Origin of the sequence: Finegoldia magna, from assembly GCF_002243175.1 — a bacterium.
Taxonomy (GTDB): Bacteria; Bacillota; Clostridia; order Tissierellales; family Peptoniphilaceae; genus Finegoldia; species Finegoldia magna_J.
In genome coordinates, this window is record NZ_NDYF01000010.1 from 220,617 (window position 1) to 239,952 (window position 19,336).

The following is a 19,336-nucleotide window of genomic DNA, read 5'->3' on the forward strand; positions in this document are numbered from 1 at the left end:
CTATTGATAATAAATTAATCCTTTATACAAAGACTTTTCCTTAAACCATTTTTCTAAATCATACACTCTCTTTGTTCCCCAGTTTGAGCATTCAATTTTCCAGCTATCATCATAGTAAATCGCAGTTATCGTAACCCAATGAAATTTAACATCAGGATTTTTGTGATTTAATGTTAACATCAAAACCGGATAACCATTTGCTATTGCACCGATAATATATGTCACTATGTTTCTGATTTTCCAAGTAAAATTGTAGTTTTGTGTCACCAAACTCATTCCGTTTTTCTTGGCATACTTTCGAATACCACTGTTCATTGGAAACAAAAATGGCACGCCGTATATTTTAGGTTTAACAAATGTAGATAGCTTGTCAGCAAATTTTATATAATCAGTCTTGGTTATCGGACTGTCTATAAAATTTTCAGGAACTAACTTAGCATATTCTTTTTTTGTATTTGCAATGTAGATGAAAAAATTTGTGATAGCAATCACTGAACAACCTTTTTTTCGTTAGGTAGTTTGAATGCAAAACATACTCAAACCATTGTTGATCTCCACCGAAAAAACCTTCAATATTCAAAATTCTATCTACATCTTTAAGTTCATATCTAGTATCCATTATTTCTCCATACTTATAGAATATACCCCGCTTTTTCTCCCATCAATCAAAATCACATTGTCTGTTACTTGTGTCTCAATTATTTTGTCATCAAAAATCTTCGTGCATTTTACGAAATTTTTAAAATAATCGTTCAAATCAAATTCGAATTTTTCTCCCGAATTAATAAAAACAAGCAAAAATCCTCTATCATTTTTAATACTAAAACAAATACAAAAATCATTTACATCGAAAAATTTTATTTTGTTTTTAATCTCATTTTCATCTTTTAAATTAAATTCTGGATGTGTTTTTCTAAATTCAATAAGCGATTTTACATATTGGAATACTTCGTTGTTATAATTCTTCAATTTCCAATCCACTGCATTAACATCAAGCGGTAGATTATAAGTATTTTTAAACATCAATTTACTTCTCAAGAATTCATTTCCACAATGGAAAAAAGGTATCCCTTGACTTAGCATTATCAAATCAAAACAAAGTTTTGTCGATATTACGATATCCGTATTTGTTTTAAGCAATTTATCTTGAAGTATTAAATTATCGTGTGAATTAAAATAGTTAATAGTTTCATTAGGATTTTTGCAAAATCCACGTCTTTTTTCATCATAGTCAATCGATCCACAAATTCCAGTTTCTAAAGCGATTTTATCTACATTTTTTTGAACAAAACCTGTAGAATTATCATCGTTATCACCTTTAATGGCATTCCTGAAAAAAGGATTGAATAAAGCATAAGCTTTTACTTTTTGACTACCAAAAGTGGTTCTTTTGTTTTTTGGTAATGGAGATTCGTCTGCCGCCCAAGGTTCTCCGTAAATAATTACATTTTCATCGATTTTTCGAAGTTCACATACGATTTTATCAGTTGTTTCTGAATCTATTAAAGCCATTAAATCAAATCTGAAACCATCAATGTGAAATTCTTTTTGAAAATACAATAAGCTGTCGATAATAAATTTTCTCACAAATTCATCTTCGGTATTTAATTCATTGCCAACTCCAGATCCATTCGTGAAATCTCCGTTATTATCACATCTATAAAATTGTGGATAAATCAAATTAAATGGATGATCTTTGTTTCTAAAAGTGTGATTGTATACAACATCCATAATCACCCCAATATTATTTTCATGCAAAGTTTGAATCATTTTCTTGAATTCGATAATTCGTTTTTTGGGATTATCTGGTTCTGTAGAAAAGCTTCCTTCAATACAATTATAATTTTCAGGATTGTATCCCCAATTGTAATTATCTTCAGAAAAACTTTCGGAATTTCTCTCATCTACACCTACAAAATCAAAAACAGGCATCAAATGAACATGTGTTATCCCCAAATTTTTCAAATGATTTATTCCTGAAACATCATTTTCTTCTACCAATCCTAAAAATTTTCCTCTATGATTTTCATCAACTTTACTGGAAATATCTGAAGAATAATCTTTTATGGACAATTCATAGATTATAGCTTCATTTCTGTTTGCTATTTTGTATTGTTCATCAGCAAAACCTTCTAGATTTGTGGAATTCAAATCTACGACACATGACTTTAAGCTATTAATTGATGAAGCTTTGCAAAATGGATCTACAATTTCAAACTCATCATCAAGCTGATATTTGTAATAAATTCCATCCAAATCTCCTTCAACCTTGACTTCAAAATACCCATCACTTTTTTTCATATCAATGGATTTGTATCTGACATCATCGAAATTTTCGTACAATAATAACTTGACATTAGTTATTTGCGGAGCATAAATCTTAAAAACTGTATATTCTTTGTTGTAATTAAACCCTAACTCATACATTTATAACTCCTAAACATCTTTCAGATAATTAATCCCAAATTTTTTGGATAGTTCTATATTCTTATTCATTAAATCATTCCACGAATTTTCATTCAAATACAATTTTTGAATTCTTCCGTTAACTTCCACAAAATTGTCAAAAGAATTTATCACATTAAAACTATCATTGTATTTAAGAATCAAATTATAGATCTCATAAAATTCATCTATGATTTTTTTGTTTTTTAATAATTCGATATTTTTTAAAATAAAATCGATACATCTGGATTCAGTATTTACTAAACGTTCTTCATCAAACTTGAAAACTCCAATATCTTTTAATTGGCATATATTTTCAAAAATACTAGAATTACTCGTTAATAAAATCGAACCGTTATTCATAAATGCATAGGGATATGTGTTTGAAATGTCGAAGTTTTTATATGGTATATAATTGAAAACATCACAAGCTTTGGCGAAGTCTGGCACTTGATCTAGCATTATATTTTCGACAAACACCAATTTTATTTTTTCTTGAATTAGCTTATCCGAATTAATTACCTTAGACAAACCAAGACACAAACTTATTGTTTTCTTGCAAAACAAGTAATCAAATGAACTCATTCCTCCGATAAAAAATGTCGTAGGAGTAATTATCGTATTTACATTATCTTTGAGTTTTAAGTACAGATACAAAATATAAAAAACATTCAGAATTTGTCTCTTACCCTCGTGAAAGTCTGATAATTGCATATTGAAAATACTCTTATCGTTGATATTTTTTAAGTTGTACTTATCGACAAGTTTTTTCTTGTATTTTAGTTTGCTATAATACAAATCATGATATTGGATTTTATTTCTGAATAAATCGTCGTTAAAACCGTAAGTTTGTATCACAATTTTATCTTCAATATTTTTATCAATAACTACATATTCGCTTTTCAATAGATGTTTCTTCTGATATTCAGACCCAACTATTATAGAATGCGTTACAAAAGCTATAAGATTAAAACAGTCTAGGAAATTGTCTTTAAAAATTTCCGGATATCCATTTTTCAGTGCATTTTCATTTATCAACTGAATAATATTTTTAATGTTATCAAACTGATACAAGTAACTCAGATCCATTAATTCAAATGATTCTCTGTGTAAATTGATGTTAAAATACTCGAAAATTTTATTAGATTTTTCTAAAGCTTTTTCGAAATCATATCCTTCACCCATTAGTTTTTGTAAAAACGTGATTATTAACAAAGCGACATTTGTTTCAACGATATTAATTTGAATATGGTCTTCGATTTTATCTGTATTTTTAAAAAATTTTATTTCGTCATTAAATATGTCTTCAACTATTGAATCCGCAAGAAATTTTTGTTGCAAGAATTTAATATACTTGCCGAATTCGTCGATTTCAGGTGTGTAAACAAATTGGCGAATTGAGTCCAATTTGTTTTCCTCAGAATAAATCTCCTCAATTCTTCCACGAATAAAATTTTCATAATTAAGATTTGGATTAGCTTTTGGTGAAAATAATCTAATGAAATTCGTATTATCATTTATATAAGGAATATCGTAAATTTGTGATTTAATTTTATTATTGTCTAATAATATATCGTATTCGCTAGATCTTTTAAAAACTACACTTGTTTTTGGTTCGTGGAATACAGTCTCAATCTGATTTTCATCGACTATTTGTTGTTTAAACTGTGAATTTTTGTAAAAAATCGAATACACTTTACAAAACTGTCCTTGTTTTGAGATTTTCTCAAACAAATCTACTGAGAATCTTCCTATATAACTTTGTCCCAAGTGCAAATCATTGTTCATATTTACAACATTGTCATATTTATCATTTAATAATTTTTGCAATGGAGCTTTTAAATTGAGTTTTTCAATATAATCGTCAAACAAATTTTCTACCATTAGTTCAAATGACACAATGTATGTCCTAGAATATTTATCGGCAAAGGTATTTGTGTATTGTTCAGAAATAATTTCTTTAATGGCTTCATTTAATGCTATTCTAATTTCATAGACATTCGCATTTTGAAGATCGACCAATGAATTATACGATAATTTGATTTGCAATAATTTCCTTAGTCGATCTTCTGAAATATCAATCATTTAATGATCTCCTCATAAAGTTCGATATATTCTTTTGCAGATTTTTCCCAATCATTTTTGGAATTCATAGCATTTTCTTGAATTATTTTGAAATCATCACTGTAATAAAAGGATATTGCACGTCTCAATGTGTACAAGAAATCATGCGCGTTGATATTTGTAAAAGAGAATCCATTTCCTTCTTTGCTAAATTCGTTAAATGATTGAACAGTATCCCTCAATCCTCCAGTTTCACGCACTACTGGTATGGTTCCATATCTCATAGCAATTAATTGGGATATACCACAAGGTTCAAATATTGAAGGCATCATCAAGAAATCTGCTCCTGCATAAATCTTATGTGATTCTTCATTATTATAATAAATATTTGCTTTTAATTTATCTGGGAATTTCCATTCGTAATATCTAAACATTTCTTCATATGAATAATCACCTGTTCCCAAAATTATCACTTGTGCATCTTCTGTCGTCAAAAACTCATCCATAATGTATCTAACAAGTTCTAATCCTTTATTTTCAACCAATCTAGTCACCATTGCGAATATAGGAACATCTTTTTCTTCCAAACCGTACATTCTTTGCAGTGCTTTTTTGTTGACAGATTTGTCTTTAATATTTTTCATTGAGTAATTTTTAAATAAAAATTTGTCTGTTTCTGGATTCCAAATAGTTGTATCAATTCCATTTGTGATTCCAGATATTTTGTAATGATACTGCCTGATAACTCCATCCAATCCTTCTCCGAAGAATGAGTACTTAATTTCATCAGCATAAGTTTTAGAAACAGTGGTAACTTTATCGCTGAAAACTATAGCACCTTTCATGAAGTTGATTGCATCGTAGAATTTCAATGCATCTTCAGAAAAATACATCGGTGATAAATCAGTTTGTCGAAGTGAATTTGAACTGAACACACCTTGATACTTTAGGTTGTGAATTGTAAAAACAGTTTTGATAGATTCATAGAATGGATCACCTTTAGCAAAATCTCTTGCATAAACATTGACCATGGCTGTGTGCCAATCATTGGAATGGATAATGTCGCAATCAAAATCGATATATCTTAGTAATTGGACACAAGCTTTAGAGAAAAACACAAATCTTTCGCAATCGTCATTTTCTCCATACACATTATCTCTGTTAAAATAATCTTCGTTATCTATAAAATAAAACTCGACACCTCTATGAATGTATTTGAACACACCAACATAATGATGCTTAAAATCCAAATCTACATAAAAGCTTCCTTCAAATTCAAATTTATTTCTGTATTCCTCATTTATCAATTTGTACAAAGGGATGACCACTTTCACATCATGACCTTGTTTTTTCATTTCAAGTGGAAGTGTACCCGCTACATCTGCAAGTCCACCAGTTTTTATAAACGGATCAGCCTCTGCTGCACAATATAATATCTTCATTTACATTCCCCTATTTATCTTCTAATATTGCATTCTTTTTTAATTCGTATGGATAATTTGGATTACCAACTGCAGTTACATTTTCCTTTATCAAAACTCCTTTATCAGTAATCGTGTTTACAACTACTGCATTCTTTTCTATTACCGTTCTTTCGAAAATAACAGAGTTTTTGATAACAGAGCCCTCTTGAATTTCTACGCCTCTAAAAATAATTGAATTTTCAACTTTACCATCTATTTTGACTCCGTTTGCTATCAATGAATTCTTAACGCAAGCAGAGTCACCGTATAATGCTGACGGTTCGTCTTTTGATTTTGTTAACAACAATCCATTTTTGAAAAATACATTATTGTAAATATCGGCATTTAATAATTTCAAATTTGCATCGTAAAATTGTGTCAAATTTCTGATTACTTCTACATATCCATCAATCATGTAAATACCGATTTTTAATTTATCCAAATTAGAAATAATAACATCGATTAATTCATTAGAATTAGAATTTTTAGCTGCATCGTGAATCAAATTCAAGAAAACTTCTTTTTTCATGTAACCAATGTTTGTCATCAAATTAAATTCATCATCAATTCCTTGATTCGTTCCTATACTGATTAGATTGCCTTCATCATCCAAGTTTAATCTAGTTTCTCCGATGAATAATCCCGTTGCATTGTCCATTTTTTTGCAAAACAATAGTATATCCAAATCTTCTTCGATAAATCTATCGTGAGAAACAGAAAAATCTTCTCTGAAAATAACCATTGGATCGTAGAAGTACAACTCATCTTCTTTTGATCTCAAATAAAATTCCCTAGTTTCGTTGTAAGCGACGATTTCCTTACCAGCATTTTCAAAAGTTGGAGGAAATATAACAAGTCCATTTCTTCTTCTATTTAATTCGTAACTTTCACCATTTCCCAAGTGATCTAGAGTAGATCTCATAATTTTTCCGCCATACAAAACAACATTTGAAAACTCATTATTTGCAAAGTTACTTAAAGCAATATCTATAATTCTGTATCTTGCTCCATAAGGAAGCATATATTCTGGTCTGGAATCAGTTAGATATCCAAAATCTTGTCTACTTTTCCCACCGTATATAATTCCAATACAATTTTGCATAATTTCCTCCTAACACTCTTCAATTCCATCTTCACTAACCAAGAAGATTTTGTCGGAGTCCTTTTCACCAATCACTTGGTTTTCTTCGATAGTCATGGATTCTGCAACTACACAGTTGTAAAGTTTTGCGCCTTTTTTGATAACAGTATCGCTTAAAATGACAGAATCATGAACTTCTGCATTCTTTTCCACAGTTATAGATGAAAACAAAACTGAATTGTTTACATTTCCGTAAATCAAACAATTTTCATTGATTAAAGATTTTTTTACTTCTGCAACTTCATCAACATAATGTGGTGGAAGATTTCTATTTTTCGTGTAAATTCTCCAACTAGTATCATACAAATCCAGCCTATTATCAGGATTTAATAAATCCAAATTAGCTTGCCAGTAACTTCTTACAGTTCCGACATCTTTCCAGTAGCCATCAAATTTCCATGCAAAAACATTTAAACCGTCATTTATAATCTTAGGAATTATATTCATTCCAAAATCGTGTTTGGAATTCTTATCATCATTGTCTTCAATCAAATATTTTTTCAAAGTGTGCCAATTGAAAATATATATTCCCATAGAAGCCAAATTGCTTTTAGGATTTTTTGGTTTTTCCTCAAATTCAACAATTTTTCCATTTTCATCAGTATTCATAATACCAAATCTACTAGCTTCGCTCCAATCTACTTCCATTACTGCAATTGTTAGCTCACTATTTTTTTCTTTGTGATATTTTAAAATATTGTTGTAATCCATTTTGTAAATATGGTCACCAGATAAAATCACAACATATTCCGCGTCCAATTCATCCAAATAATTCATATTTTCGTAAATAGAATTAGCTGTACCTTCATACCAATTACCACCACTTTCTGTCGCAAACGGCGATAAAATTCTCAAACCACCAGAATTTCTAGATAAATCCCAGCTAGATCCATTACCTAAATGTGAATTTAATTTGAACGGTTTGTATTGTGTTAAAATTCCAACATCTCTTATATCTGAATTTGCTGCATTACTCAAAGCAAAATCAATTATTCGATATTTTCCACCAAATGACACTGCTGGTTTTGCAACATTTTTTGTCAATGCTTTTAGTCTTGAACCTTGTCCTCCCGCTAAAAGCATTGCGACAACTCTATTTCGTGCCTTCATAAGTCCTCCTATTTTTTATTGATATTTCTAAGTTTATTTAATTTTATAAACATCGCAGAAAATGGTTCTATATCAACTGTAATTGAAAATTTTCTGTCGTTGTGTTCTACGTTTTTCGAATAATAAGGTTTGTTCCTTGGTAAATTTCCACCGTATTTTTTCATTGAAGAATTAAGTACAACTGAATAAAGTGCGTAATCATCGACTCCTACTGGATATTTTTCTCTTTTTACAGGTGTGAAATTAAAAATACAAATTATTTTCTCATTTTTGGAATTTATTCTTTCAAAAATTATCAAAGATTCACTTGCGTTGTTTACATCTTCCCATTGAAAACCCGAATAACTTGTATCCATATCATAGAATTCATCATTATCAATATAAAATTTATTTAAATCTTTCATAAAATGTTTTAATTTTTGATGCTTTTCGTATTCCAAAACTTCCCACGTTACTTCTTTGTATTCATTCCATTCATCAAATTGGCCAATGTCATTACCCATAAACAAAAGTTTTTTTCCAGGATGAGAAAACATAAAAGAATACAAAAGTCTTATTTGATCGAATTTTTCATCGTAAGTTCCAGGCATTTTACCAATCATTGAGTTTTTCATGTGAACTACTTCGTCGTGACTAAATGGTAGAATGTAATTTTCGTTAAAGGCATACATTATCGAAAAAGTTAATAAATTATGATGGTCTTTCCTGAAAATAGGATCCATCTTCATGTATTTGATTATGTCATTCATCCAACCCATATTCCACTTAAAATCAAAACCAAGTCCGTTTTCTTCTACAGGTTTCGTAATATTTGGCCATGAAGTTGATTCTTCTGCAATTACAAAAGCACTTGGAAATTCTTGTTTAATTGTTTGATTTAATTTTTTAATAAATTCTATAGCTTCCTTGTTTTCGTAGCTGCCATCTTCGTTTCTGATATCTTTTCCAGCAAAATTCAAATATATCATATAAGCAACTGCATCAACCCTAAGTCCATCCAAATGGTAGTATTTGAACCAAAATAATGCAGAAGATACCAGAAAATTCACCACTTCTTTTTTTGAAAAGTCAAAGTTCAGTGTTCCCCATTGATCATTATCAGCTAAGTACTGGTCGGATTTTTCAAATAAATTACTTCCGTCAAATTTTCTAAGTCCAAAATCATCTCTACAAAAATGAGCCGGAACCCAATCCATGATAACTCCAATATCGTTCTGGTGTAATTTGTCAATCAAATACATCAAATCTTTTGGACAACCAAATCTAGAAGTAGCTGCAAAAAATCCCGTAAGTTGATATCCCCATGATCCATCAAAAGGATGCTCCATTAAAGGCATAAATTCAACATGTGTGTAATTCATTTCTTTAAGATAAGTCACAAGTTCATTTGCTAATTGAATGTAAGATAAATAATTCTCCCCATGTTTTCTCCATGAAGAAAGATTTATCTCATAGATACTCATAGGGCTGTGAAATCTATCTGTTTGTTCTCTTTTTTTTAGCCATTTTTTGTCATTCCACTTATAACCTTCAATGTCATAAACTTTACTTGCTGTTTTAGGTCTTAATTCGCTATGAAATGCAAATGGATCCGCCTTGTACAAAACTTCTGAATCTTGTGTAACTATTCTGTACTTATATGAATCAAAGATTTTAACATCTCTGAGACAAATCTCCCAAATTTCTCCATCGTGTAATTTTTGAAGTGGAAGTGAATAATCGTCCCAATCATTGAAATCTCCAACCAAATTTACATGTTTGGCATTAGGTGCCCACACCAAAAATCTGGTGTAGGTTCCTAAATCATCTGAGTAAATATGAGATCCCAAAAATTTATACAAATTATTATTGTTTCCTTCATGAAACAAGTAAACATCTGTTTCATTATTTCCCTGATAAAAATACTTTTCCATATTTTCTCCCAGTTATTTAAATAGCCTTATATACAGACTTATTCTCCAGTTATCATGTTTATTGTCATGATTTTATTCTTCAAATCTAAAATTTGATTGTTAAGTTGGTTGTATTCCTCAGAGTCCATATTTTTATGGTCGAATAATTCTTTGTTTTCATACAATCGGTCGATTTTTTTCTTTATTTTTTCTAATTCATCATACAAATCATTGTTTTCACGGTTTGTAGATATTTCTTGTTCGATATTGTAATTTCCTGCTTCAAATTCTTCTGTTGAATAAATTTCTGGGATAACAGCCTCAACATTATACTTTTCTTTTAACAAATTAGATAAAGTTTCTGCTCCTTCATTTTCACCATGAGTTATGAAAATTTTCTTAGGCTTTACTTTCATATTGTCTACAAAATCCATAAGATTGTTTTGATCGGCATGACCGGAAAATCCGCCCAAATTATATATTTCAGCGTTCACTTTTATTGTTTCACCAAAAAGTTTAACTTCATCTATACCATCCAACAAGATTCTTCCAAGTGAGCCTTCTGCTTGGTATCCAACAAAAACAACGGCATTTTTTTCATCCCACAAGTTGTGCTTCAAATGGTGGCGAACACGCCCAGCTGTCGCCATCCCACTAGAAGAAATGATTACTCTTGGGAATTTTACATTATTAAGCATTTTTGATTCGTCGATATTTTTTACATAATGCAAGTTTTCGAATTCGAATACATTATCTCCACTCGAAATATAGTCCTTTGCTTTTTGATTAAACAAATCAGTATTTTTCATAAATGCTTTTGTCGCTTCAAGTGCCATCGGACTGTCTACATATACTGGGACTTTCTTTTCATAATGATCTTTTATTTGATAATCATAATAACTGTTTAGTTCATAAATAATTTCCTGAGTTCTTCCAACCGCAAAGCTAGGAATGATTACAGTTCCACCTCTTGATGAAACTTTTTCAATTATCTCTATTAAAGAATGTACACTTTCTTTGTAAGGTTCGTGAATTCTATTACCATAAGTAGATTCCATAACTAAATAATCGCAGCCAGATAAAACTTCTGGATTGTTTAAAATCGGATTATTTGAAGTTCCTATATCTCCAGAGAATATAATTTTAGTAGTTTTTCCATTTTCAGTGATAAATATTTCAAGACTTGATGATCCAAGCATGTGACCGGCATCTCTGAACACAACTCTTATGTCTTCGTTTATTTTTACAACCTCATCATAGAAACGCCCTTTGAATAATGAAATACAACTCATGGCATCAATCGTAGTGTATAGAGGAGTCAGAAGTGTTTTGCCAGATCTTTGTCTTTTTCTATTTTCCCATTCTACATCACTCTCTTGAATCTTCGCACTATCCATCAACATTATTTCTGCCAAATCTTTTGTAGCTTTTGTACAATAAATTGGTTTTCTGAATCCATTTTTATATAAAAGAGGAATTCTTCCAGTATGATCAATATGTGCATGAGTCAAAAGCATAAATTCTACTTCATTAAAATCTATTTCATCATGGTTTTTTTGTTCCAACTCTTTGCTACCTTGGAATAATCCACAGTCAACCATAAATTTATGTTTTTCAGTTTCCACAAGATAACAAGAACCTGTTACCTCTTGTGCTGCTCCTAAAAATGTAATTTTCATTAAATCACCCCTTGTTTACTATATACCCAAAATGTTATGTGATAGTAAAATATCCGCAAATTAAAGTTTGCGGATAATAAATTATTTTTGTTTTCTTTTCCTTTTTTCTTCCAAATTTTTTGCTATCAAATTATCTAAAACTAATTCGTAGCCCTGAGCTCCATTTTGTAAAGACCTATTAACTCTACTAATGGTGGCAGTAGATGCACCAGTATCCTTTTCAATTTCGCTATATGTTTTTCTTATTTTAAGTAATTTTGCTACTTCTAATCTTTGAGAAATTGAATTAAGTTCTCTCATTGTGCAAACGTCTTCAAAAAAACGTTGCAATTCATCTCTACCCTTCAACATCATAATTGCATCGAAAAACTCATTTAATGTCTTATCTTTGATATTAATTTCTGCCATAATCTTACTCCTTAAATTTTTTTGGGTAACCTTTACCCAGCAATAAAATATAATATAATGCATTTGATAATTTAAGTATACACGCTTTTTTCTACTAAAGCAAATGTTTTTTTTAATTAAATTTTTAATACATATCCTTAGACTAATTAAATCAAAAAAATATGATACTTTATATTTTTATATACATTGTATACCCATTAATGTTAGTGTTTATTCTCGATAAATTGATTTTATTGTTAATTTTATTTTAAATTTTTAAATCAAAAAGGGAACTTATCAACTGATAAATTCCCGCTAAAATTATTTAGTATATTTTTTTGATTTGTATCTTAATTGAGTATCCAAAATTTTCTTTCTCAATCTCAAATGATGAGGAGTAATTTCAATTAATTCGTCTTCTTCAACAAATTCCATCATTTCTTCCAAACTCATGATTTTTGGAGGAGATAGTTTTAATGCTTCATCTGCTGCAGAAGATCTAATATTTGTTTGAGCTTTTTTCTTACAAATATTTACTTCAATATCTAATCCTTTAGCATTAGATCCGACAACCATTCCTTCATAAACTTCATCTTGAGGTTGTACGAATAAAATTCCCCTGTCTTGTGCTGCATTTAATCCATAAGCTGTAGCAACTCCTGTATCAAATGAAATCAATGAACCTAATTGACGTTTTGGAATTTCGCCTTTATATGGCTCATATCCTTTAAGTTCTGTGTTTATAACTCCATTACCCTTTGTATCGCTTAAAAACTCTTGACGATATCCAATAAGGCCTCTAGAAGGTATTTCAAAAGTAAGTCTTGTGTACCCGCTAGAAGTGTTTGAAATATCTTGCAACTCACCTTTTCTTGTTCCCAATTTTTCAATTACAGTACCGACAAATCCTTCTTCGACATCAATTGTAACTATTTCAATTGGTTCAAGAACTTTTCCATTTTCATCTTTTTTGAACAAAACTTCTGGTTTTGAAACTTGGAATTCAAATCCTTCACGTCTCATATTTTCAATCAAAACAGATAAGTGAAGTTCTCCTCTACCACTAACTCTAAAAGTATCTGTAGAATCAGTATCTTCAACTTTTAAACTTACATCTGTTTCTAGTTCTTTGTACAATCTAGCACGAACTTGTCTACTTGTTACAAATTTTCCGTCTCTTCCAGCGAATGGAGAATTGTTAACTGAGAAATTCATTGCCAATGTAGGACTTGAAATACTTACAAATTCAATAGGCTCACAGTCTTCTTCATTTGCTAATGTATCTCCGATTTCTATTCCTTCTACACCAGTCAATGCTACGATAGAACCGAATTTAGATTCATTAACTTCAACCCTATTTAATCCATCGAATTCGTAAATCTTAGTTACTTTAATCTTCTTTTTCTTGTCTGGATTATTGTAATTTACTATATAACAACTATCATTGACTTTTACTTTACCTTGTTCAATCTTACCAATACCAATTCTACCAACGTAATCGTTAAAGTCAGTTGTAGAAATCAAAAGCTTGAACGGTGCATCTTCTTCCCCTTCTGGAGCTGGAATATAATCTATAATTTTGTCCAATAAGGCAGTCATATCTTCTGGTCTTTCTTCCAAATCGTCAGTTGCAAATCCTTCCCTTGCAGAAGCAAATACAAATGGAGAATCCAAATAAGATTCATCCGCATCTAATTGTATAAATAAATCCAAAATTTCATCTACTACTTCATCTACCCTAGCTTCTTTTCTGTCAATCTTATTGATACAAATAATTGTAGGTAAATTTAATTCAAAAGCTTTTTTCAATACAAATTTTGTTTGTGGCATAGGGCCTTCAAACGCATCTACTACCAACACAACTCCACTTGTCATTTTCAATACACGTTCTACTTCTCCTCCAAAGTCAGCGTGACCTGGAGTATCTATAATATTAATTTTATGATTTTTGTAGTCAATTGCAGTGTTTTTAGAAAGTATAGTAATTCCTCTTTCACGTTCTATATCATTACTATCCATTACACGTTCTTGTACATCTTGGTTTTCTCTAAAAATACCACTTGTTTTCAATAACCCATCTACCAAAGTTGTCTTACCATGGTCAACATGGGCAATAATTGCTACGTTTCTTACATCTTCTCTTTTCAAAATTCCACTTCCCTCTAATTTGTGACACTTCATTATATCATAAATTGAAAAAAATAAAAGAAAAATTTGTGTAAAATCACATTTAATAATTTTTTGCAATAAAACAAGCTATTAGATCACTAATTAATTAGGTCTCACTAATAGCTTTGCTTCAACACAATTCTCTTTAATTTTTAATTCGTCAGCCAATTTACTTACTATAAATAATCCTCTACCTCTGACATAAATATCATTATTAAAATAACTGTTCGAACAATAATCAATCCCTGTACCTTCGTCCTGTACACATATTTTTATCGAATCATCATTCAATTTTATTTTGAAAGTTATTTTCTTATTTATATCAAACTGGTTACCATGTTCTAGTCCATTAAAGATCAATTCATTAGTTATTAATCGTATATCATAAAGTAGTTCTTCATCTGGTACAACTTTTCTTAATAGTCTGAGCATAGTATGAATATTTTTAGTAGCAATTGTCCTATCGCTGACAAATTGCCTCTTAAACATATACATATTATCACCCAATATTTATATACCCATATGTTCAATAAATTTAACAACTTATCATTAAATATTTAATTTATCAATAAAATCAGAAAAATGATTAGAAATTTTTACAGTGGGTATATATAGTTTGTACCTGATAACAGGTAATTATCTTAAAGGGGGAAATTAAACATGAAAAAATATGTATGTGACGTATGTGGATATATTTATGATCCAGCTGAAGGAGATCCAGACGCAGGTGTTCAACCACAAACAGCTTTCGAAGATTTAGCTGAAGATTGGGTTTGCCCAATTTGTGGCGCTGGAAAAGACGACTTCTCTGTTGTTGAATAATCCAACAAAACTATATGATTGGCAATAATAATTCATACATGACATAAAATTATTGTCACACACAAAATATTAAAAAACAAAACCCCAATTACTTGGGGTTTACTTACTTTTATTCTTCAATTCCACTACCATATTTTAGAATCATTTCAAGCTGTTCCATAACAGCTTTTTTATTCGTCTTGGAAGTTGAACTGTATTCGTAGATGAGGTTATCATCATCTATGTTGAGTTCTTTTTTTATTATATTCAAATTCTTCTTAATCATGGTTTTGCCGATTTTGTCTAATTTTGTAGCTATTACAAAACCACAAAATCCACTTTGGATAATCCAGTTGTACATTTCCTTGTCTTGAACGGTTGGTTTGTGTCTAATATCCACAATCAAAAACACTTCGTACAAATTTCTTCTATTATTTAAATAAGTTTCTATAACTTGAGCCCACTTTTTCTTTTCGGATTTTGATGTTTGGGCATACCCATATCCGGGCAAATCCACTAATCTAAACTCATTATTTGCATTGTAAAAATTTACCGTACGCGTTTTCCCTGGTTTAGAAGAAGTCCTAGCTAGATTTTTTCTATCCAAAATAGAATTAATAAAAGATGATTTGCCAACGTTACTTCTTCCACAAAAAGCAATTTCTGGCAAAGATTCATCTGGATATTGTTCTTTTAAAAACGCGATTTTCTCTAAATCAGAATTAATTATTCTCATGTTCACCTCCATATAGTGTATAATTGATTATATCAAAACTTTAAAAATTTTCATAAATCCTTATATAACGGTATTAATTTATTATTTTATAATGCTTTGAGATTAAAAGTAAATATTGCTCCTTTGGGCTTATTGTCTTCAACTTTTATTGACCCGCCATGTGCTTCTACTATGATCTTACATAGATATAACCCTAAACCTATACTTCTTTTATTGTCAGATATTTTATCATTGGATGTATAAAATTTTCGAAATATTTTTTCCTTATCATTATCTCTTATACCATTTCCATCATCACAAATTTGTATTATTGTATTTTCGTCCTTTTTAAAAGCTTTAATCAGAATATTTGATCCTTCATCTGTATATTTTATAGCATTATCTACCAAGTTTATGATTACTTGAATAATTAGCCTTACGTCCATGTTTGCCATCAAATATTCATCTTCAATATCAACATTTATATTGTGTTTTCTTTTATCTCTATTTATATGCTTTAAAGCTTCATCAATTACTTCTTCAACAATTTGTGGTTCAATTTTTAGCTTCATCCTTCCTTCTTCTACTCTAGTAATAGATAGTATGTTTTCTATCAGATTTAACAGCCATTGAGAATCATCATAAATATCTTGAAATAGTTCTAATTTCATTGATTCAGTCAAGCTTTTATAATTATTTAGCAATATATCCGAATCCCCACAAATAGTGGTTAAAGGTGTTCTCAAATCATGTGATATAGATCGTAATAGATTGGTCTTAAATTGCTCATCTTTTATTTTCAAGTTTGCTCTATTCTTATCCTCAATCACTTTTTCCTTCTCAAGCGCTAGTGACATATCTCCTAGAATAGCTAATAAGATTTTGTTTTCAACCGAATCTAACCTGTCCTTATATAAATATATACCAATTATTCCATAAACATTTGTATTATTTCTTATAGTATAATACAGATATTTAGCCTCTGGTAAATATCTGGTAGTAGCCCCAGCATTACTATTGTGTAAATAAGCCCATTCTACTATTTCCTTTTCTTCTTCCGGATCCGAAATTTCATTATCCTTTACAGAATTATAACAAAATTTTAATGGCTTTTGAATTTCATTATCTAATATATCATAATATTTAATATTTCTTTTTAATAGATTCGATAACTGATTACATCCTGTTTCAATTATTTCAGATTTCGTTATTTTAGATTGTAACATCTGATTTGTCTCTAATAATAACTTAGTAATGTATATCATATTAGATGAATTTTCTGCACTTTTTTTTATACGACTAGCTAATTTACTCGTCAAAAATGAGACTATCAATAAAACTAAAAATGTTATTATATAATTTTTATTATAAAAAGAAAAACTCAAAGTTGGCTCAGTAAAACAAAAATTAAAAGCTAAAACACAAATTATCGATGCCGTCATACTTAAAATTTCATTATACGTTATAAGCGCTATAAAAAACACTCCTAATATATATATCATTATAATATTTGATTCACCAAATTTATAAAAATAAAATACATAACCAGCTAATGTGCATAAAATCAATATAAATAAACTAATAAATACATCTCGAATGATGTTTTTATTAGTTTCAAATCGTTTAATTGAAAAATCCTCGTAAAAAGGAACGATATGAATGTCTATATCCTCAATCTTTTCAATCACTTCATCACAGATGCTTTTATTTAATATAAAAAAATTCCTCTGGTTGTTGTTTCTCCCCAGAACAATTTTTTTTACTCTGTATAACTTTGCAAAATTAACTATTTGAGCCGCAATATCATCATCATAAATTATTTCAATCATGGCTCCGATACTTTCAGCTAAATCTAAGTTTTGTTGTAAAAATCCTTTTTCTTGTTTTTTTTGGTAATCATTTCTATCGCAAACATATAATGCAATAAGCCTTGCGTTTTCTTTACTAGCTATTTCGTTGGCTTTCTTTATTACCAAGCTATTTGACTTTGCATCAGATATACAAACTAATATTGAATCTTTAGCTTTTTCAATCATATTATTTCTCCGAATCTGACTTATTAACCCTTATCATTTTATATCCTACGCCTATATGAGTTTGAATATACTTCTCACAAGATACTTTTTCTATTTTTTTCCTAAGAGAAGTCATATAAACTCTTAATGAAGATAAATCAGAATCTAAATAATTCACCCAAATAGTTTTTAAAATATATTGATGAGTAAGAACTTTACCTATATTTTTGGATAGTAAACATAATAAACTGTATTCAATTGGCATTAAATGGATTTCTTCTCCTTTAACAAACACACTTCTTGAAGGATAATCAATTTTTATATCACCATTCTCAAATGTTACATTATTATCTATTCTTTTATTTTCAGAATAATTTAAACGCCTTATCGTAGAGCGAACTCTAGCCAATAATTCCTCAACATTAAATGGTTTAGTTAAAAAATCATCAGCTCCTGCATCTAATGCTTCTATTTTATCTTCGTCGTTACTCCTCGCACTTATTACAATAATCGGAGTAGTTGAAAACTCTCTGAATTTTTTAATAAGATCAATTCCGTCAATATCAGGTAACCCTAAATCTACAAAAACTATATCGTATTTGTTCGTAGTAAATAACAATAGTGCTTCACTACCATTTACAGCTAAATCATAATTAAATCTATTTATTTTTAAAGTATTAGAAATTAGATTTCTAACTGCTCTGTCATCTTCTATTATTAATATTCTTGTGTTGTCATTCATTTTTCACCCCTCTATATTATACAATATCTATTTAAAATAGAATTAAAAAAACTAGGTCTCTGACAAAATTTTCTATATGTGGGACCTAGTTTTATATCATATACCTATAATTATTTTTTCAACTCTTTAATCAAGTCAATATTTAGTTCAAGTACATTCACAGTGTTTTCTCCAAAAATACCAAATAGTTTATAGTTAGTATTATTTTTAATTAATTCTTCAATAACTTTTTTAGATAATCCAGTGTTTTTTTCTATTCTGTCAACTTGAATATTTGCAGCTTTTATAGATATATGTGGATCTAGACCAGATGCTGATTGTGTTATTATATCTTCTGGAATATCAGATTTTTTTATTGATGGATTTTCAATTAATAATTTATTAATATCTTGGCTAATTCTTTGCTTTAATTCTGGGTTACTTACAGCTAAATTTTCACTACCAGAAGATATTGCTTCATGTTTATTTCCTGTAAATACATTATAATTAACTGCAGATGGTCTGCAATGAAATAACCTAGGATCTGTAAATTCTTGACCTATTAACTTTGAGCCTACAACTTTATTATTGTAACTTACTAAACTTCCATTAGCTTGTTTGGAAAAAATGAGTTGACTTATTCCTGTAAGAAAGAAAGGATAAATAACTCCACACAAAACAAACATAAATAACGATACAATAAAAGCTTTTTTAATTTTTTTCAAAAACTTCAT

The 19,336-nt window shown here is 29.5% G+C and carries 17 protein-coding genes; 1 reads left to right on the forward strand and 16 read right to left on the reverse strand.

What is annotated here, in order from left to right:
* From B9N53_RS04245 to B9N53_RS04295, 12 genes are all read right to left on the reverse strand, one after another.
* Entirely contained in the window at positions 1-492 is a 492-nt protein-coding gene (locus tag B9N53_RS04245) for a hypothetical protein (protein ID WP_242432398.1), read from the reverse strand.
* Positions 434-619 (reverse strand): hypothetical protein, encoded by a 186-nt coding sequence (locus tag B9N53_RS09300; RefSeq protein WP_242432399.1) that lies wholly within the window; start codon positions 617-619, stop codon positions 434-436. Before B9N53_RS09300 ends, B9N53_RS04245 begins: the two co-directional genes overlap by 59 nt.
* Entirely contained in the window at positions 619-2,427 is a 1,809-nt protein-coding gene (gene pulA, locus B9N53_RS04250; protein ID WP_094203830.1) for a type I pullulanase, read from the reverse strand. Before pulA ends, B9N53_RS09300 begins: the two co-directional genes overlap by 1 nt.
* Before the next feature lie 9 nt (positions 2,428-2,436).
* Positions 2,437-4,530, reverse strand: coding sequence for a glycogen/starch/alpha-glucan phosphorylase (locus B9N53_RS04255; protein ID WP_094203831.1), 2,094 nt, complete (start codon positions 4,528-4,530; stop codon positions 2,437-2,439).
* On the reverse strand, positions 4,527-5,951 hold the full coding sequence (gene glgA, locus B9N53_RS04260; RefSeq protein WP_094203832.1) for a glycogen synthase GlgA: 1,425 nt from the start codon (positions 5,949-5,951) through the stop codon (positions 4,527-4,529). Before glgA ends, B9N53_RS04255 begins: the two co-directional genes overlap by 4 nt.
* A gap of 10 nt (positions 5,952-5,961) precedes the next feature.
* Positions 5,962-7,074 carry a glucose-1-phosphate adenylyltransferase subunit GlgD gene (glgD, locus tag B9N53_RS04265; protein ID WP_094203833.1) on the reverse strand — a complete coding sequence of 371 codons (1,113 nt, stop codon included), beginning with the start codon at positions 7,072-7,074 and terminating at the stop codon, positions 5,962-5,964.
* 9 nt (positions 7,075-7,083) lie between these two features.
* Positions 7,084-8,223 (reverse strand): glucose-1-phosphate adenylyltransferase, encoded by a 1,140-nt coding sequence (locus B9N53_RS04270; RefSeq protein ID WP_094203834.1) that lies wholly within the window; start codon positions 8,221-8,223, stop codon positions 7,084-7,086.
* Between the two features lie 8 nt (positions 8,224-8,231).
* The gene (gene glgB, locus B9N53_RS04275; protein ID WP_094203835.1) at positions 8,232-10,136 is read right to left on the reverse strand and encodes a 1,4-alpha-glucan branching protein GlgB; all 1,905 of its coding nucleotides are present in this window, start codon (positions 10,134-10,136) and stop codon (positions 8,232-8,234) included.
* 38 nt (positions 10,137-10,174) lie between these two features.
* A complete protein-coding gene (locus tag B9N53_RS04280) occupies positions 10,175-11,794 on the reverse strand; it encodes an MBL fold metallo-hydrolase RNA specificity domain-containing protein (protein ID WP_094203836.1) in 1,620 nt (539 codons plus the stop codon).
* Between the two features lie 81 nt (positions 11,795-11,875).
* Positions 11,876-12,202 (reverse strand): YerC/YecD family TrpR-related protein, encoded by a 327-nt coding sequence (locus tag B9N53_RS04285; RefSeq protein ID WP_035109607.1) that lies wholly within the window; start codon positions 12,200-12,202, stop codon positions 11,876-11,878.
* A 300-nt stretch (positions 12,203-12,502) separates the two neighbouring features.
* Entirely contained in the window at positions 12,503-14,362 is a 1,860-nt protein-coding gene (gene typA, locus B9N53_RS04290) for a translational GTPase TypA (protein WP_002836764.1), read from the reverse strand.
* Positions 14,363-14,452: 90 nt separating this feature from the next.
* The gene (locus tag B9N53_RS04295) at positions 14,453-14,839 is read right to left on the reverse strand and encodes an ATP-binding protein (protein WP_225559831.1); all 387 of its coding nucleotides are present in this window, start codon (positions 14,837-14,839) and stop codon (positions 14,453-14,455) included.
* A gap of 171 nt (positions 14,840-15,010) precedes the next feature.
* Between B9N53_RS04295 and rd the strand changes: the two genes are divergently transcribed.
* Positions 15,011-15,172 carry a rubredoxin gene (rd, locus tag B9N53_RS04300; protein ID WP_002836766.1) on the forward strand — a complete coding sequence of 54 codons (162 nt, stop codon included), beginning with the start codon at positions 15,011-15,013 and terminating at the stop codon, positions 15,170-15,172.
* Between the two features lie 109 nt (positions 15,173-15,281).
* Here the strand turns inward: rd and yihA are convergent, their stop codons facing one another.
* From yihA to kdpC, 4 genes are all read right to left on the reverse strand, one after another.
* A complete protein-coding gene (gene yihA, locus B9N53_RS04305) occupies positions 15,282-15,887 on the reverse strand; it encodes a ribosome biogenesis GTP-binding protein YihA/YsxC (RefSeq protein ID WP_094203837.1) in 606 nt (201 codons plus the stop codon).
* An 86-nt stretch (positions 15,888-15,973) separates the two neighbouring features.
* Entirely contained in the window at positions 15,974-17,902 is a 1,929-nt protein-coding gene (locus B9N53_RS04310; RefSeq protein WP_094203838.1) for a DUF4118 domain-containing protein, read from the reverse strand.
* A gap of 1 nt (position 17,903) precedes the next feature.
* Entirely contained in the window at positions 17,904-18,623 is a 720-nt protein-coding gene (locus tag B9N53_RS04315) for a response regulator transcription factor (protein WP_094203839.1), read from the reverse strand.
* A gap of 110 nt (positions 18,624-18,733) precedes the next feature.
* Positions 18,734-19,336 carry a potassium-transporting ATPase subunit KdpC gene (kdpC, locus tag B9N53_RS04320; protein WP_094203840.1) on the reverse strand — a complete coding sequence of 201 codons (603 nt, stop codon included), beginning with the start codon at positions 19,334-19,336 and terminating at the stop codon, positions 18,734-18,736.

Bases quoted from the DNA above. Each gene is read 5' to 3' on its own strand.
- B9N53_RS09300 (WP_242432399.1), bottom strand. From the start codon at position 619: ATGGATACTAGATATGAACTTAAAGATGTAGATAGAATTTTGAATATT.
- pulA (WP_094203830.1), bottom strand. From the start codon at position 2,427: ATGTATGAGTTAGGGTTTAATTACAACAAAGAATATACAGTTTTTAAG.
- B9N53_RS04255 (WP_094203831.1), bottom strand. From the start codon at position 4,530: ATGATTGATATTTCAGAAGATCGACTAAGGAAATTATTGCAAATCAAA.
- glgA (WP_094203832.1), bottom strand. From the start codon at position 5,951: ATGAAGATATTATATTGTGCAGCAGAGGCTGATCCGTTTATAAAAACT.
- glgD (WP_094203833.1), bottom strand. From the start codon at position 7,074: ATGCAAAATTGTATTGGAATTATATACGGTGGGAAAAGTAGACAAGAT.
- B9N53_RS04270 (WP_094203834.1), bottom strand. From the start codon at position 8,223: ATGAAGGCACGAAATAGAGTTGTCGCAATGCTTTTAGCGGGAGGACAA.
- glgB (WP_094203835.1), bottom strand. From the start codon at position 10,136: ATGGAAAAGTATTTTTATCAGGGAAATAATGAAACAGATGTTTACTTG.
- B9N53_RS04280 (WP_094203836.1), bottom strand. From the start codon at position 11,794: ATGAAAATTACATTTTTAGGAGCAGCACAAGAGGTAACAGGTTCTTGT.
- B9N53_RS04285 (WP_035109607.1), bottom strand. From the start codon at position 12,202: ATGGCAGAAATTAATATCAAAGATAAGACATTAAATGAGTTTTTCGAT.
- typA (WP_002836764.1), bottom strand. From the start codon at position 14,362: ATGAAGTGTCACAAATTAGAGGGAAGTGGAATTTTGAAAAGAGAAGAT.
- B9N53_RS04295 (WP_225559831.1), bottom strand. From the start codon at position 14,839: ATGTTTAAGAGGCAATTTGTCAGCGATAGGACAATTGCTACTAAAAAT.
- rd (WP_002836766.1), top strand. From the start codon at position 15,011: ATGAAAAAATATGTATGTGACGTATGTGGATATATTTATGATCCAGCT.
- yihA (WP_094203837.1), bottom strand. From the start codon at position 15,887: ATGAGAATAATTAATTCTGATTTAGAGAAAATCGCGTTTTTAAAAGAA.
- B9N53_RS04310 (WP_094203838.1), bottom strand. From the start codon at position 17,902: ATGATTGAAAAAGCTAAAGATTCAATATTAGTTTGTATATCTGATGCA.
- B9N53_RS04315 (WP_094203839.1), bottom strand. From the start codon at position 18,623: ATGAATGACAACACAAGAATATTAATAATAGAAGATGACAGAGCAGTT.
- kdpC (WP_094203840.1), bottom strand. From the start codon at position 19,336: ATGAAGTTTTTGAAAAAAATTAAAAAAGCTTTTATTGTATCGTTATTT.